The sequence below is a fragment of the Lacihabitans sp. CCS-44 genome, from assembly GCF_024343735.1.
Classification (GTDB): Bacteria; Bacteroidota; Bacteroidia; order Cytophagales; family Spirosomataceae; genus Leadbetterella.
This window is the reverse complement of record NZ_RJUE01000059.1, coordinates 98,161-113,744: the sequence shown is the minus strand read 5'-3', so window position 1 is coordinate 113,744 and position 15,584 is coordinate 98,161. Positions and strand designations below refer to the sequence as shown.

The window sequence follows — 15,584 nt, the reverse complement described above, 5'->3', positions numbered from 1 at the left end:
TGTTATTTTTGTGAAAAAATATTTATGTTTCTAGATATTCATAACCATTCTCAGACTTTCGATGCCAATATAAAAAAAGTTTTTAATTTGGACATCACAGTAAGTACTTTGGGAGAAGATTTAGAGCATTTTTTTGGAGAAAATGAATCGGTTTCGGTCGGAATTCACCCTTGGAGCGTATCGGAGGATTCTTTTTTTGAGCAATTGGAGGTTTTAGAATACTTGGCAGGGGATTCAAGAGTAAAAGCAATTGGAGAAATTGGTCTTGATAAACTCAATGGGCCAGATTTGAAACTTCAAGAAGAAGTGTTTTTGAAGCAAATCCGAGTTGCGGAGGTGGTAAAAAAGCCAATAATAGTGCATTGTGTAAAAAGTTTTAACGAACTCATCGCGATAAAGAAGGTGGTCAGGCCTAAGGTGCCAATGGTTATCCATGGTTTCAATCGTAAAGTTGATTTGGCAAAAGAATTAACGCAAAAAGGTTTTTTTCTTTCATTTGGAAGGGCTTTGATGGAATCGGATTTGGTGAAAGAAGCACTCAGGAATATTTCTTTAGATCAAGTTTTCTTTGAGACTGATGACGATAAAGCATTAGTGGTGAGTGAAGTGTATGAAATGGCAGCGGATATTTTGAAAATAAATATAGAAGAACTAAAAGATAAAATATATCAAAATTATTTAGAATTGTACTTATGAGTGATTTAGGTTGGCTCTCGAGAAGTGAGCTCTTGATTGGAAAAGAAAATATACAAAAACTTCAGAATTCGCATGTTTTGGTGGTAGGTTTAGGCGGCGTAGGTTCTTTTGCCGCGGAATTTATATGTAGAGCGGGAGTGGGCGAGATGACCATTGTAGATGGTGACGTGGTTGATCCAACAAACAGAAATCGTCAGCTTCCAGCACTTTTTACAACGCATGGCGTCAGTAAAGCCGGTTGGATGAAGGACAGACTTTTGGCTATCAATCCAGACTTGAAGCTAAATGTCATTAATGAGTTTTTGAGTCCTGAACGCTGTGAGGAACTCATGAAAAATCAATATGACTACGTGATGGACTGCATTGACAGCATTACTCCCAAACTAACCTTAATTGCATCGGCCTACAAAAGTGGCAAAAAAGTAGTGAGTTCGATGGGAGCTGGTGGTAAAACAGATCCTACACAGATTAGAGTGGCAGATTTGTTCGAAACCCATACATGCAAATTGGCATTTTACGTAAGGAAAAGACTCAAGAAAATGGAGGTTGCCAAAGGTGTCAGGGCAGTTTATTCTTTGGAAGAAATGGACAAAGACTCTTTAATAATGACCGATGGCTCCAACTTCAAGCAGTCAGCTTATGGCACTATTTCCTATTTGCCAGCGGCCTTTGGAGGTGTTGCTGCTTCGATAGTTATAAGAGATTTGTTGGGTATAAATATAGAAACTCAAAAAAGGCCAAAAATGATGAAATCTAGCAATATCAAAAAGAAGAAATAGTATTATTAGAAATATTAAAATGCAAAAAAAGCCTTGAATCTCAAGGCTTTTTTTATGTTATTGATACTGTTTTTTAATTCGAAGTTATTATCTCAAATTTTAATTTCCTTGGATCCGATCGGTTTATAATTTGCTGGTTTCTAACATATTCTAAATTGTAAACATTAGAAATAACTCTTCCGAATTTGGTGAAAACATCTTTTAGTTCTTTCACTGTTTCTGGGAAATTTGCAGAACCACCACTTGCCAGTTTTGTTAAAACTGTTTTATCTACACCACCTTTTCCATTTAGTCCAATACAAAAACTGGTAATTTTATAAGAATTTTTATCAGACTTAATTTTGCCCAAAAGATAGTCGGCGTTGACTGCCGGAGGTGCCATGTTGTCAGAGCCATCCGTAAAAGTAAACAATACCCTAGACTGCGACTTGGAAGCTTGTAGCATGTCTATACCAGCATCCATGGCATTATAAAGAGCTGTAAATTTACCTTGCTTGAGGCCTTTCACATAGTTTTTCAGGGCTTCTTTGTCGGTAGACAAAGGAAACTCATTTACAGTATCAGAGAAATCAACAATACCCATCTTTACCACTTTCCTTTCTGTAAATATTTTCTCGATAAAATCTATAGCATAGGTTTTAACTGTTTCAAAATCAGTGCCTAATGATTCGCTTCTGTCCAAAACCAAAACTACACTGATGTCTTCTGATTGGCTAAAAGACATCGTAAATTCTACATCTTTTTTCCAATCATTGGTTTCTTTTTTGAACTCGTAAGCATTGATAGCTTCTATATTGTAGTTGTTTGAGTATTCATCAATAATTCTAAAATTGTCAATGATTACTTTGGTGCCAGCGGGGCCATCTACTTGGCCTTCAAAGTTTTTAGTAAAGTCAATTTTTATTTCTCTGGAGGTTTTTAACTCATCAAATCTGATTTCGGGGCTTTTACCCGAAGTGTTCCAAAAATCAATGTAAATGTCAAAGGTGGTACCGTTGGGATTTACATCGCCACCACCGCAGCTAATCAACACAATACTCAGTAGAACAGTCTTAAGGATTAAGAAAGCATTTCTTATTTTCATTGGGATAAAATTTATATTCAGCTTTGGAAACGAAAACATCATGCCAAAACTTTCATTTGCACGTAAAATTATTGCAATTTTGCACAAAAAATCGGATAAATGAACATTGGAGTGGTAATTTTAGCAGCGGGGGAGTCGAAACGAATGGGTGTGGCCAAGCAAATTCTTCCGATTTTTGGTGTTCCAATGCTTAAATATCTAGTAGATGAAGTCCTTGATACTGAGGCTCATCCAGTGACTGTTGTGGTTGGAGCTAACAAAACCAAGATTGTGCCGCTGTTGGAAAATATTCCAATTGGTATAATTGACAATCCCGATTGGCAAAAGGGGATGGGGAGTTCAATAAAAATGGGATTGGTGGGTTCGTACTTGATCACCAAAGGTTTTGATGGTTTGATATTTATGACCTCAGATATGCCGTTTGTAAATGCCGCCGTTATTAAAAAACTAATAGAAACTGCTCGTGAATTTCCAGATAAAACGATAATAGCCTCGAAATATAGCGGTACGTTGGGTGTGCCGGTATTGTACAAGAAAGAACGTTTTGAGGATATTTTGGATATGAAACCCGAACACGGTGCCAAACAAATTTTCAATAAATATCCTGAGGAAATCGTTGCCGTAGATTTTGATTTAGGAGCGGTTGATTTAGACACCAAAGAGGATTACTATAACTTTTTACAATCAAAAAACTAATCCATGCAAGCCATTGCTTTTTATATAACATTACCTTTTTTGTATTTTTTTTCAATTCTACCCCTTAAGTTTTTATATATAATTTCTAGAGGATTTATCTATCCAGTGCTTTATAAATTAGTGGGTTATAGAAAAAAAGTGGTAGAGCAGAATCTTAAGAACTCATTTCCTGAAAAAAGTAAAGAAGAAAGAGAACACATTGCCTCAGATTTTTATAAATACCTGGCCGATATGTTTGTGGAAACCATCAAGAGTTTCACTATTTCGGAGGAATCATTATTGGAAAAAATTAAGTTAGAGAACACCGAAATACTAATTCCGTTTTTTGAAGCAAACAAAAATGTCGTTATAACACTAGGCCACATCGGAAATTATGAATTGATAGCCAAAGCCATGCCTTTCTACTTGAAGCATAAAGTGTTAGTTCCGTATCACAAAATGAGTAATAATTACTTCAATAACTTGTTTTTCAAGTCCAGAACGGCTTTTGGGACTGTTTTTTTTCCTACATTCGACACCTTTACAAGTATCAAAAAAGACTATGGAAAGGCTTTTGCAGTTACGCTTGCCAATGACCAATCTGCTCCCCCGACTAAATCTTTCTGGACCAAATTCTTAAATCAGGATACTACTTTCTTTACGGGTACCGAGAAAATCGCTCAACAATTCGATTATCCCGTGGTTTTTGCACACGTTACAGTTCCTCAAAAAGGTCATTACACCATGGCTTTTGAGTTGATTTCTGACCAATCCAAATCAGAGCCAGAAGGTTTTATTATGACAAAACACGCCGAGCTTCTTGAAAAGGATATTCTGGCAGCTCCAAAATATTGGCTTTGGACACATAAACGCTGGAAACACAAAATGCCGGCTGGTGTAGAATATGGTTTTAATTTTTCAAGAAAATCTTAACCAAAACTCACGTTTTCTTCTCCAACTATCTCCAAAAGACTCTTTTGAACGTCTTTGTTGAGGTCAATCTTCATCGTTCTAGAAAACATGGCAACGTCATATTTTTCGTCCATGTCATACACATTCATCTTGAAGTTGAATTTGCCAGGATTTGAAGTAATAATATCCAGTAATCCATTGATAGTGATGTCGTTGATTTCGGCCAAGTTTAATTTTACATTTACTTCTTTGAATCGCTTGGCTTTCATGTCGTTGAGCAAGTCAATCTGCAACGGTTTAAATTCTAGCTCACCTTCGCGGTTCCATTTGGTTTGGATTTTTCCTCTAATGCTTACAAAAAAGCCCAGGCCTAAATAATTTGAAAACTCTACATAATCTTTCCCGAAAAGCATAATTTCGAGTGAAGAGGTGTAATCCTCAATCTTGAATATCCCAAACGGATTTCCATTTTTGGACTGTTTCTGTTGTACGGAAGATATCACTCCACCAACAATAAATTCTCGATTTACATTATCAGGCTCAAATAGCTGCTCCAAAGGTTTGCATAGCGACATTTCTATGGAAAACTGGTCAAGTGGATGTCCTGAAATATAAAAACCCACCACGTCTTTTTCGTATTTGAGTTTTTCTATGTCTCCCCATTGTTCTATGTTTTCCGACTTGGGTTTCTGAATGTCAAATCCACCATTGGTTTCAAATCCACCAAACAGTGAATTTTGTGCAGAAGCCTTATCTTCAGCTACTTTGTTGGCATACCTAATCAGTTTTTCTATAAAAGTGCTGCCATCAACTTCATGGAAATAAACTGCCCGATGAATATCGTCAAAACAATCAAAAGCACCTGCATAAGTCAGCGATTCGAGCGTTTTTTTGTTTACTGTTCGTAGATTTACCCTAGTCACAAAATCAAAAATATCGGCAAATGGCCCATTTTTGTCTCTTTCCTCTATAATGGCATCTATGGCGGCATCTCCACTTCCTTTTATTCCTCCTAAGCCAAAACGAATCTCCTTTTTCTTATTTACGCTAAATCTTTTGTAAGACTCGTTTACATCGGGGCCTTTTACGTTCAATCCCAATAACTTACATTCTTCCATGAAAAACGTAATCTTTTCAATATTTCCCAACTGTGATGTCAATACCCCGGCCATGTATTCCTCGGTATAATGTGCTTTAAGATAGGCAGTTTGATAGGCCACAAATGCGTAACAAGTAGAATGCGATTTGTTAAAGGCGTACTGTGCAAAAGCCTCCCAGTCGGTCCATATTTTCTCTAAAACTTTGGTATCATGGCCATTGGCAGCACCGCCTTCCATGAACTTCACCTTCATTTTGTTCAAGACCTCTATCTGCTTTTTACCCATGGCTTTACGCAAAACATCGGCATCCCCTTTGGTAAAATTGCCTAGCTTTTGCGACAAAAGCATCACTTGCTCTTGGTAAACCGTGATTCCATACGTTTCTCCCAAATATTCCTCCACTTCGGGCAAATCATACTTTATTTCCTCAGTTCCATGTTTTCGGGCAATAAAGTTAGGTATGTAAGCTATTGGACCCGGGCGATAGAGGGCGTTCATTGCTATCAAGTCGTCAAATCTATCGGGTTTGAGCTCCTTCATGTACTTTTTCATACCATCAGACTCAAACTGGAATATCGCAGTAGTTTCTCCTCTTTGAAAAAGCTCAAAAGTTTTGGCATCATCCAGCGGAATCTCGTCAATCTCTATCTCATGTCCATAGTTTTCTTTGATCATCCTCAAGGCCTCTTTTATTATCGAGAGGTTTCTCAATCCCAAAAAGTCCATCTTGATTACACCGGCATCTTCTATAACTTTTCCTTCGTATTGCGTTATCAATAAGTCGGAGTCTTTTGAAGTACAAACAGGTACAATGTCAGACAAATCCCATGGAGCTATGATGATACCAGCAGCATGAATACCCGTGTTCCTTACAGTACCTTCCAATTTTTCGGCCTGTTTTAAAACTTTGGAAGTCAGATCGTTGGCATTGTACATTTCTCGCACTTTCCGCACATTCTCCTGTTCGTCAGGGCCAAGGCCAAGTTCGTTCAATGATTTTGGGCCAGCCATGGGCATGTGTATCAATTTCTTGAAATCCATGCCATAAGACGGTTTGTCAGGAATCAACTTCGCTATGTAGTTGGCATCTGCAAGGGGTAAGTCCATCACCCGAGCCACGTCTTTTATTGACGACTTAGTGGCCATGGTACCATAGGTGATAATCTGGGCCACTTGATTTTTTCCATACTTATCTACCACATAATCAATCACTTTCTGGCGGCCTTCGTCGTCAAAATCGGTATCGATATCGGGCATTGACTTTCGGTCGGGATTTAAGAATCGCTCAAAAAGCAAATTGTACTTTATGGGGTCAATATTGGTAATACTTATACAATAAGCCACCACCGAACCCGCCGCCGAACCACGACCAGGGCCAATCATTACACCCAAATCACGCCCTGCTTTTATAAAATCCATCACAATCAAGAAATATCCCGCAAAACCCATGGTTTTGATCGTAAATAACTCAAAGTCAAGGCGTTCTTGGGTAGAAGTTATAATTTCTCCATAACGTCTTCTGGCACCTTCATAGGTCAAATGACGCAAATACTCCCATTGATTCAGCTTGTCGTCGGCGTGTATCTTAAATTCCTCAGGTATCGGGAAGTTGGGCAACAATATATCTTGCTTGAGATTCAGTTTTTCAATCTTCCCAACAATCTCATTGGTGTTGTCTATCGCCGCCGGAATGTCCCGAAAAAGGTGGCTCATTTCTTCCGTCGACTTGAAATAAAATTGGTCGTTAAAAAAAGCAAAACGGGTATCTCTTGAGCTCATCGTTTCGTCGTCCGCAAAATCTTTTGCCGACGGTGTTGCCAGTTTTTCGTTGGTATTTACACACAGCAAAATATCATGAGCCACCCAGTCGGACTGATCCACGTAGTGGCTGTCGTTCGAGGCAATAACTTTTACATTATACTTTTTTGCCCATTTAAGCAAAACCTCGTTCACTATGTTTTGTTCAGGTATTTCATGGCGTTGTATTTCCACATAATAATCCTCTCCAAACCTCTCCAGCCACCATTGAAACTCCTTTTCGCCCTCTTCCTCGCCTTTCTTCAATATCGTCTTTGGTACCGAGGCTCCAATACAACAAGTGGTAGCAATAAGCCCCTCCCTGTATTTTTCAATCATCGCCTTGGTCACCCTCGGGTATTTGCTGTATAGCCCTTCCATGTATCCCAGCGAACACAATTTCGTCAGGTTTTTGTATCCAATGGGGTTTTTGGCTAACAAAAGCTGGTGATACCGAATGTCTTTTTGCTCTTTCGTAAATTGCTTACGGGTATGATCTTCCACTACATACAACTCACAACCCACTATGGGCTTTACATTGAACTTGTCCGCCGCCGCCACAAAATCAAACACACCGAACATGTTACCATGGTCGGTAATCGCCATGGCTGGCATATTGTCAGCTTGTGCCTTTGCAAAGAGTTTCTTTACATTAGAAGCTCCATCCAACAGCGAATATTGGGTGTGATTGTGTAAATGGGAGAATTGCATCCTGTCTTTTTTGTAATAAGTAGTATTATGCAAATATAGCCAATAACCCAATTCTTTCTAAATCCTGATTCTCATTAATTTCTTTGTGAAATTCAAAGTCTTAAAAATCAGCACTTCTCTATACTTTGAATTCTTATCTGGCGGCCTGCTAAAGCACCGGGCTATCCGTTACAAGTCCTCGCGGCTACGCCAGCTGTGGGCTTTCCACTACTATCCCTGGCCGGAAGGTGGAGAGTAGTATAACACAGTTGACAACTTTCAAAAAGTTGTCAACTGTAGAGTATGCAACTACAAAGTATTCTTAATCTTTAGTACTGTTAGTTAATTCAGATTTGACCTTTTTAGGAGGCAAGAAATTCTCCCCACTGACTACCTTTTTACCAGTTTGTTCTTCGAGTCTCAAGCGAGCATCTTTGGCTATTTTTCCGCCTTTTTTACTTGCAACGGCATTTTCTGTTAAACCTTTTGCTTCGTCGGTTTCAGCTATTTGTCGAGTCGAAAGTTCGGCCAATGCAGTAAAAATCAGCTCGGCCTCACTCATGTGATCTCTCAGGTTTTGAGATTTTAAGCCCTTTAAATCTTTGTGGTTTTTTACGGTCAAGCCAGTCCATTCTCGATGGATGATATTGGTAAGTAACGCAAACTCGTCAGATTTTTCAACTCCACTTTCTTTCCAATAGTCAGTCAACTTATTTCTAGTTTCTTGGCCAGTCATGCGTTGTTGAATCCACTTTTCACTGTGACCCAATTTTTGCCAATTTTCTCTGACTCTATCAATACTTTGGCTGGGGTCGGCTATCTCCTGCATACGTTCATAGCCTACTTTTGCAAGCCATTGCTTAAAAGGTTCGGCCTTTGGAGATGGTATGGATTGTATGATACGTAATAATGTTTGAGTATCTGCAACATCTGTTTCTCGCATTTTTCCATCAGTTGCCTTTAGTTTCAACTGTCGACAAATTGTCGACAGTTCAAGCCCATCTTCGGTTTTTACCCTTAACTTCATTTTGAACCAATAGTCTCTCGGATTTTTACTATCTGTCAATATCTCAATGACGTCGATAACAGAGAAATACCAAACTTCTTGTTCTACATCCCAATGACTCCTTACTTTTTTACTTTCAAATAATTTTACATCATTCATGTTTGAATTTAGTTTGATTTTTTGGTTGCTAGATTTTTTTTTCTTGTAAACTTATATAATTTTCTTCAATTTTTCGGCTGAGTTTTTTAGCAAGTACCTTCTAAAAGATGGACGGCCTATAGTCTTTTGCTGCCAGCATAGATGATTCTTCATAAATCAAACTTTTATAGTTGACAAATTTTGAATTTATCAACTATGACAATTTCAACTCAAATCACACCAAATATTCCAATCAAAATTTGATTTCTAGATAATTTTCCCTAATTTTGCGACCCAATTTACTTTTAATACACTTAATCTGTTTTGTACAATGCCTAAGCAAAAAACAAATTCAGGAGCAAAAAAGAGGTTCAAATTGACTGGAACTGGAAAAATCAAGCGTAAGCATGCTTTCCACAGTCATATTTTGACTAAAAAATCGACGAAACGTAAGAGAGTTCTTGCATCGTCAGCTCTAGTTAGCTCTGCGGACGAAAGCCGCATCAAAGCTTTGTTGAATAATTAATTCAGCAATTGGTTCAATTGTTTCACCCGAATAAAGGCCTTGAAGTTTCCCTAATCGGAACGCCTGATTCAAAAAACTAAAAAATTATGCCACGTAGTGTCAATCATGTCGCGTCTAAAGCTAGACGCAAAAAAGTGCTGAAATTAGCCAAAGGCTATTACGGCAGAAGAAAAAACGTTTGGACGGTTGCCAAAAACGCCGTTGAAAAAGGTTTAGTTTACGCCTACATAGGTCGTAAGCAAAAGAAAAGAAATTTCCGTAGCTTGTGGATCGTAAGGATCAATGCTGGTGTGAGGCCATTCGGTATGTCATACTCAGTATTTATCAACAAACTACAAAAATCAGGCATTGAGCTTAACCGTAAGGTTTTGGCAGATTTGGCTTTGAATCATCCAGATGCTTTCAAAGCTATCGTAGAAAAAGTAAAATAATAAGAACCTAGTTTTTGTTAGTAAAAAAGACGCCAATTGGCGTCTTTTTTTGTTACTAATCTACATTTTTTAAGTCATATTGTGGAATTGTACGAGATAGTTCATAATTTTAAACAAAATTTATTAAAACCAACAGTATCAAAATGTTAGAAGTATTGCAAGGATTGATTCAACAAGCTGGACAAACAGCAGTTGTAGAAAATACAGAAGTGCCTAATGAGCATAACGAAGGTGTAATGGGAGAGGTTATGCAGGGTCTTTTGGGAGGTTTGACTAACCAAGCAAATTCACAAGGTGGATTAGGTAGTATTTTAGGAATGTTAACAGGTGGTGGAAATTCTAACCAAGCCGGTAACTTGATGAGCAACCCTTTGGTAGCTGGAATAGCACAAAATATTATCGGAAGCATTATGTCAAAGTTTGGTCTTTCAAACGGTGCCGCTTCAGGTGTTGTGGCCAACATGTTGCCATCAGTTTTGGGCGGTCTTATAAGTAAGTCTAACGATCCTGCTGATAGCTCTGTAGATACAGGAAGTATTATGAACGTTCTGTCTGGGGGTAAGACTTCTGGAATAGACTTCGGAAGTTTGTTGAGCCAAGGTGCTGGGGCATTTGCAGACGGAAAATTAGATATGAATGATTTGGTAAATTTGGCTTCTGGAGCATCTAATCAAGGTCAGAGTTCTGGTGGAGGCGGTTTATTCGGTAGCCTTTTAGGCGGACTATTCGGAAAAAAATAAGTTAGGAATTTGTAAAAAAAGCGTAGAATTAGATTTCTACGCTTTTTTGATGTAAAGTGCTTTCTTCTCATACAATGTCATGAAATTAACCCAAAAAATTATAATTTTATTTTTACTTTTTAGTAAGCTTTCTGCACAGATTACTGTTTCTCACCCCATAAATAATGCGGTTTATCAACGAAATAGTGCTAGTCAAGCCAATTTGATTATTAGTGGAAGTTACTCGCAGCCTATCGCTACCTCCATTCAAGCAAGGCTCTTAAATCCTACAAATGGGAATCCTATCTTTGGATATGATTGGTCGGTGATTCAAGAAAACCCTATTATGGGATATTTTCATGGACAATTTAGTAATGTGCCCGCCGGTTGGTATACCTTAGAAATTAGATCGGTAAGAAGTGGAACCGTTTTAGAAGCCACAACAATAAATCGAGTGGGAATCGGCGATGTTTTTATGATTGCTGGGCAGTCAAATGGGCAAGGATATTTTGACAACTCTAATAATCCAATAGGGTTGGCTTCTAATAACGAGAAGGTTGTTACACATGATTATGGTGTGTACTGTTCAAACGAAAATTTGCCCATGCCAGTGATGAGTCAAATTTTAGAATTGACAAAGCCAAGTACAGCGGGTTTTGCATCCTGGTGCTACGGAAGACTTGGTGAGAATATTGTCAATAATACAGGTTTTCCTGTAGCTTTTTTTAATTCTGGTGCATCAGGTTCTACTTCTGATAATTGGAAAGTAAGTTCCGATGGCGGTACTACAAATAATATCTTCAGTGGCCAACAGTTTTGTAGTACTTTAAGTGAAAACAATGGAAGACCATATTCAATTGGCATGCCTTATTCAAATTTTAAACGTGGTTTAAATTATTACAACTCATTGTTTGGAGCAAGAGCAGTTCTCTGGCATCAGGGTGAATCGGATAAGGTTCAGAATGTGAGTGCTCCAACGTATCAGTCAAACGTGAATTATGTAATTGCAAAATCTAGGAATGATTTTTCTAATAATTTGCCGTGGGTTATTTCTAGAGTTTCTTTTATTGATGGAGCTGCATCTGGAGTCATCACCGGAGCCCAAACTGGTTTAATAAATAATTCAAATCAAATATTTGCTGGACCTGAAACGGATAATATAAACAATAATACCGTTGCAGGTTCAAGGGACAATATCAATTTGCATTTTTCAAAAATAGTAGGAATGCCGTTATTAGCTGATGCTTGGTCAAGTTATTTAAACGCTTCATTTTTTAGTAATTCCAATCCCGTCGCAGCCAATACGCCTCCGACTATTTCGGTGAGTTATGTAAATTCTTCTCAAGTAATCTTAAGCGTGCCCTCTGGTTATGCTTCTTACAAATGGGTAAGTGGAGATTTCGCGTATGGAAATTCTACTTTTGGAACATCCAATACCTTAACGATTAGTTCGGGTACTTACCGTTGTTGGGTTACCACTGCCAACGGTAATCAACAGATTAGCAGTGAAGTAAATGTGGGCCAAGCCTTAAATTTGGCCAATAATGGATTAAGCTGTTCAGCCAATGCTTATTTGTCAGATTTGAAGTTTATTTCGGCTTCTAATGCTTTGGGACCGATAGAAATAAACAAAACGAACGGTTCGTCAGGAGATGGAGATGGAAGTGCGATAGTATTGAAAGGTCAAGTTTATGCTAAAGGACTAGGCGTAGCGGATAATTCAGAGATTAAGTATATAATTCCAAGTGGTCAATACTATAAATTTAAGTCCTACATTGGTATAAGTGATGATGTTTCAAATGCTTGTGACAACACAGGTGGTGTAGTTTTTAAAGTTTATGGTAATGAAACCTTGCTTTATACGAGTCCTACGATTTACAGAAACACTCCCTTGCAAGAGGTGAACGTTAATGTTTTTTCTTACAGCTCTATCAAATTAAAAGTAGAACCAGTAGGGTCAAATACGACTTGTAATCGTGCCGTTTGGGCCGATGCACGATTGATGTGTTCATTGGGCGATAATGTAGATCCTTCACCTGTAACCAATCTTGCCGCAATAAATACTTTAACCAAGTGTATTTCGTTTCAATGGACGCACGCCACTGATGATCAGGATCTTGGTGGGTATTATATATATAAAAACGGTATTAAAATAGATACTATTTCTGACACACAAAATACTTACACTATCACGGGTTTGAGTTCAGGAAATGCCATTCAGTTTGGAGTAAAAGCCTTTGATATAGTTGGAAATGAAGCCTCTACTGTTTCGGTATCTTTAAATTCAGTAAATCCAGTTATCCAATATGAGGGAGATGGGTATTTTTGTGTTTCCAGATCTTATTTACCCACACTGTTAGTGCCAGCTGGTGGCGTTTTTTCATTTGCTTCTGGCCCTCCAGCTACTATTAATGCTTCAACAGGCGAGTTTTTTTCAAATATTTCCGATGTATTTAATTTGAATTATCAAATTGGAGTTGGAAATCCTGCCTGTGAAGAAACTTTTGGTTTTGTTCTTGGTACCACAAGTCCACCTACTATAACGCCAGTGATTTCAGCCGACAAGTCTTTGGTAAACTCAGGAACAGCAGTGAATTTTACCTCAAATGCATGTGATGGATCAAGTGTTCTGACATGGAGCTTTTCAGGCTTAAACACTACAAGTGTACAATATAGTCCAACTTCCTCAGGTGTTTATTTTGCTTCGTGTAAGAAGGATTTATGCCAAGTGTATTCTAACAATATTACCATAAATGTATTACCCAATTGTACGAGCAATTTGGTTTTGGCTCCAACCGCCGATAACCTAAGTTCAAGAATAAATCCTTTGAATTTTAACAGCAGTAATACCATCCAAGCCACAAACATCATTTCTCCTACCAACAATGTGCAATACAATGCTGCCAATGCTATAATTCTAAGTCCGGGCTTTACTGTCGATTCTGGCGTGATTTTTTCCGCTAAAATCCAGAATTGTCCTAATTGACAGATACGTTTGTGACAATTTGTCATTAATATTTGACAAAAAAACCATTGGCATATTCATTGTGAAATAAGTATCGTAATTATTTTTAATTAAATACACTGACAGAAAATCATGGGAAAAATTATTGGGATAGATTTAGGTACTACCAACTCTTGTGTGGCCGTAATGGAGGGAAATGAACCGGTAGTAATAGCCAATAGTGAGGGAGCTAGAACCACTCCTTCTATTGTGGCGTTTTTAGATAACGGCGAGAAGAAGGTAGGTGCCCCAGCAAAAAGACAAGCAATTACCAATCCTAAAAACACTATCGCTTCGGTGAAGCGTTTTATGGGTAAAAAATATACAGAGGTAGGTTCGGAGTTGAGGACAATAGCTTACGATATAGAAAAAGGTGCTAATGACACTCCAAGAGTAAAAATTGGGGATCGTCAATATACTCCACAAGAAATTTCGGCTTTTATTCTTCAAAAAATGAAGGCGACAGCTGAAGATTATTTAGGACAAACTGTCACTGAAGCAGTTATTACTGTTCCTGCCTATTTCAACGATGCAGAACGTCAAGCTACCAAAGAAGCTGGTTTGATTGCTGGTTTGGATGTGAAAAGAATCATCAACGAGCCTACAGCGGCTGCATTGGCTTATGGTCTCGACAAACAAGGCAAAGACATGACAGTGGTAGTGTTTGACTTGGGTGGTGGTACTTTTGACGTTTCTATTCTTGACCTTGGCGATGGCGTTTTTGAAGTAAAATCAACTGACGGAGACACTCACCTAGGTGGTGATGACTTTGACCAAGTGATTATTGAATGGCTTGCAGCAGAATTCAAAGCAGATGAAGGTGTGGATTTGATGCACGATGCTATGGCTCTTCAAAGACTAAAAGAAGCTGCCGAAAGAGCAAAAGTAGAGCTTTCAAGTTCAACTCAAGCAGAAATTAACTTGCCGTACATCTTCCCTGTGGACGGTGTGCCTAAGCACTTGGTGAGGTCGCTTACAAGAGCTAAGTTTGAGCAATTGGCCGACAGTCTTTTCAAAAGAATGATGGAGCCTTGTAAGAGAGCTATGAAAAACTCTGGAATATCGAACAGCCAAATATCAGAAGTTATTTTGGTGGGTGGTTCTACACGTATTCCTAAAGTTCAAGAAGAAGTAGAGGCTTTCTTTGGCAAAAAACCTTCAAAAGGCGTAAATCCTGACGAAGCTGTGGCTATAGGTGCGGCTATCCAAGGTGGTGTATTGACAGGTGAAGTTAAAGATATATTGTTGTTAGACGTTATTCCACTTTCATTGGGTATCGAAACTATGGGTGGCGTATTCACTAAAATGATTGAGGCCAACACCACAATTCCTACCAACAAAGTGGAGGTTTTCTCTACGGCAGCTGACAACCAGCCTTCGGTAGAATTGCACGTGTTGCAAGGTGAAAGACCGTTGGCCAACCAAAACCGTACTTTGGGAAGATTCCACCTGGATGGTTTGCCACCAGCAATGAGAGGAGTTCCTCAAATCGAAGTGGCGTTTGACGTGGATGCTAACGGTATCTTGAACGTTACTGCCAAAGATAAAGGTACTGGTAAAGAGCAAAAAATCAGAATTGAAGCATCGAGCGGACTTTCAGATGCTGAAATCCAAAGAATGAGAGACGAGGCTAAAGCCAACGAAGAAGCTGATAAAAAAGAAAAAGAAACTATCGAGAAAGTGAATGCTGCTGACTCAATGATTTTCCAAACGGAAAAGCAGCTGAAAGAGTTTGGCGACAAGCTTTCAGAAGGCAACAAAACTGCTATCGAAGGAGCTTTGACGGAGCTTAGAGCTGCTCATGGAACTCGCGACTTGGCTGCAATTGATGCCTCTATGGAGAAAATAAACACGGCTTGGCAGGCAGCTAGCCAAGAAATTTATAATGCTCAACAAGCCGACGGTGGTGCACAAGGCCCAGCCGCTGGTGCTGAGGGAGGTTCTGCTCAAACTTCTGAAGAAAACGTTACGGATGTAAATTTTGAGGAAGTAAAGTAAGAGAATCAAGTTTCTGAAAAATACAGAAA

12 protein-coding genes are annotated in these 15,584 nt (G+C 38.6%); 9 read left to right on the top strand and 3 right to left on the bottom strand.

Going from position 1 to position 15,584, the window contains the following annotated elements; genetic code table 11:
* Positions 1-24: 24 nt before the first annotated feature.
* Both EGI26_RS13820 and EGI26_RS13815 read left to right on the top strand, forming a co-directional pair.
* Positions 25-696, top strand: a complete 672-nt coding sequence (locus EGI26_RS13820) for a TatD family hydrolase (protein WP_255079141.1) — start codon at positions 25-27, stop codon at positions 694-696.
* Positions 693-1,475 carry a ThiF family adenylyltransferase gene (locus EGI26_RS13815; RefSeq protein ID WP_255079140.1) on the top strand — a complete coding sequence of 261 codons (783 nt, stop codon included), beginning with the start codon at positions 693-695 and terminating at the stop codon, positions 1,473-1,475. Before EGI26_RS13820 ends, EGI26_RS13815 begins: the two co-directional genes overlap by 4 nt.
* 73 nt (positions 1,476-1,548) lie before the next feature.
* Here EGI26_RS13815 and EGI26_RS13810 read toward each other — a convergent pair whose 3' ends face one another.
* Positions 1,549-2,559: a VWA domain-containing protein gene (locus EGI26_RS13810; RefSeq protein ID WP_255079138.1), complete on the bottom strand. Its 1,011-nt coding sequence runs from the start codon at positions 2,557-2,559 to the stop codon at positions 1,549-1,551.
* Between the two features lie 99 nt (positions 2,560-2,658).
* Between EGI26_RS13810 and EGI26_RS13805 the strand changes: the two genes are divergently transcribed.
* Together EGI26_RS13805 and EGI26_RS13800 are read left to right on the top strand one after the other, a co-directional pair.
* On the top strand, positions 2,659-3,255 hold the full coding sequence (locus tag EGI26_RS13805) for an NTP transferase domain-containing protein (protein WP_255079137.1): 597 nt from the start codon (positions 2,659-2,661) through the stop codon (positions 3,253-3,255).
* Positions 3,256-3,258: 3 nt separating this feature from the next.
* Entirely contained in the window at positions 3,259-4,167 is a 909-nt protein-coding gene (locus tag EGI26_RS13800) for a lysophospholipid acyltransferase family protein (protein ID WP_255079136.1), read from the top strand.
* Here the strand turns inward: EGI26_RS13800 and dnaE are convergent.
* Positions 4,164-7,754 carry a DNA polymerase III subunit alpha gene (gene dnaE / locus EGI26_RS13795; protein WP_255079134.1) on the bottom strand — a complete coding sequence of 1,197 codons (3,591 nt, stop codon included), beginning with the start codon at positions 7,752-7,754 and terminating at the stop codon, positions 4,164-4,166. The genes EGI26_RS13800 and dnaE overlap by 4 nt on opposite strands.
* Positions 7,755-8,055: 301 nt before the next feature.
* Positions 8,056-8,898, bottom strand: coding sequence for a Bro-N domain-containing protein (locus EGI26_RS13790; RefSeq protein ID WP_255079133.1), 843 nt, complete (start codon positions 8,896-8,898; stop codon positions 8,056-8,058).
* 310 nt (positions 8,899-9,208) lie between these two features.
* On the opposite strand from EGI26_RS13790, the gene rpmI reads away from it, so the two are divergent.
* From rpmI to dnaK, 5 genes are all read left to right on the top strand, one after another.
* Positions 9,209-9,403, top strand: a complete 195-nt coding sequence (rpmI, locus tag EGI26_RS13785; protein ID WP_255079131.1) for a 50S ribosomal protein L35 — start codon at positions 9,209-9,211, stop codon at positions 9,401-9,403.
* Between the two features lie 86 nt (positions 9,404-9,489).
* Complete coding sequence (rplT, locus tag EGI26_RS13780) at positions 9,490-9,834, top strand: 50S ribosomal protein L20 (RefSeq protein ID WP_255048226.1); 345 nt, start codon at positions 9,490-9,492, stop codon at positions 9,832-9,834.
* Between the two features lie 143 nt (positions 9,835-9,977).
* A complete protein-coding gene (locus EGI26_RS13775) occupies positions 9,978-10,574 on the top strand; it encodes a DUF937 domain-containing protein (protein WP_255079130.1) in 597 nt (198 codons plus the stop codon).
* A 79-nt stretch (positions 10,575-10,653) separates the two neighbouring features.
* The gene (locus EGI26_RS13770) at positions 10,654-13,539 is read left to right on the top strand and encodes an NPCBM/NEW2 domain-containing protein (RefSeq protein ID WP_255079128.1); all 2,886 of its coding nucleotides are present in this window, start codon (positions 10,654-10,656) and stop codon (positions 13,537-13,539) included.
* A 111-nt stretch (positions 13,540-13,650) separates the two neighbouring features.
* Positions 13,651-15,555 (top strand): molecular chaperone DnaK, encoded by a 1,905-nt coding sequence (gene dnaK, locus EGI26_RS13765; RefSeq protein ID WP_255079127.1) that lies wholly within the window; start codon positions 13,651-13,653, stop codon positions 15,553-15,555.
* Positions 15,556-15,584 lie beyond the last annotated feature (29 nt).

Excerpts from the sequence above, each read along its gene's own strand:
- EGI26_RS13820 (WP_255079141.1), top strand. The coding sequence starts at position 25 with ATGTTTCTAGATATTCATAACCATTCTCAGACTTTCGATGCCAATATA.
- EGI26_RS13815 (WP_255079140.1), top strand. The coding sequence starts at position 693 with ATGAGTGATTTAGGTTGGCTCTCGAGAAGTGAGCTCTTGATTGGAAAA.
- EGI26_RS13810 (WP_255079138.1), bottom strand. The coding sequence starts at position 2,559 with ATGAAAATAAGAAATGCTTTCTTAATCCTTAAGACTGTTCTACTGAGT.
- EGI26_RS13805 (WP_255079137.1), top strand. The coding sequence starts at position 2,659 with ATGAACATTGGAGTGGTAATTTTAGCAGCGGGGGAGTCGAAACGAATG.
- EGI26_RS13800 (WP_255079136.1), top strand. The coding sequence starts at position 3,259 with ATGCAAGCCATTGCTTTTTATATAACATTACCTTTTTTGTATTTTTTT.
- dnaE (WP_255079134.1), bottom strand. The coding sequence starts at position 7,754 with ATGCAATTCTCCCATTTACACAATCACACCCAATATTCGCTGTTGGAT.
- EGI26_RS13790 (WP_255079133.1), bottom strand. The coding sequence starts at position 8,898 with ATGAATGATGTAAAATTATTTGAAAGTAAAAAAGTAAGGAGTCATTGG.
- rpmI (WP_255079131.1), top strand. The coding sequence starts at position 9,209 with ATGCCTAAGCAAAAAACAAATTCAGGAGCAAAAAAGAGGTTCAAATTG.
- rplT (WP_255048226.1), top strand. The coding sequence starts at position 9,490 with ATGCCACGTAGTGTCAATCATGTCGCGTCTAAAGCTAGACGCAAAAAA.
- EGI26_RS13775 (WP_255079130.1), top strand. The coding sequence starts at position 9,978 with ATGTTAGAAGTATTGCAAGGATTGATTCAACAAGCTGGACAAACAGCA.
- EGI26_RS13770 (WP_255079128.1), top strand. The coding sequence starts at position 10,654 with ATGAAATTAACCCAAAAAATTATAATTTTATTTTTACTTTTTAGTAAG.
- dnaK (WP_255079127.1), top strand. The coding sequence starts at position 13,651 with ATGGGAAAAATTATTGGGATAGATTTAGGTACTACCAACTCTTGTGTG.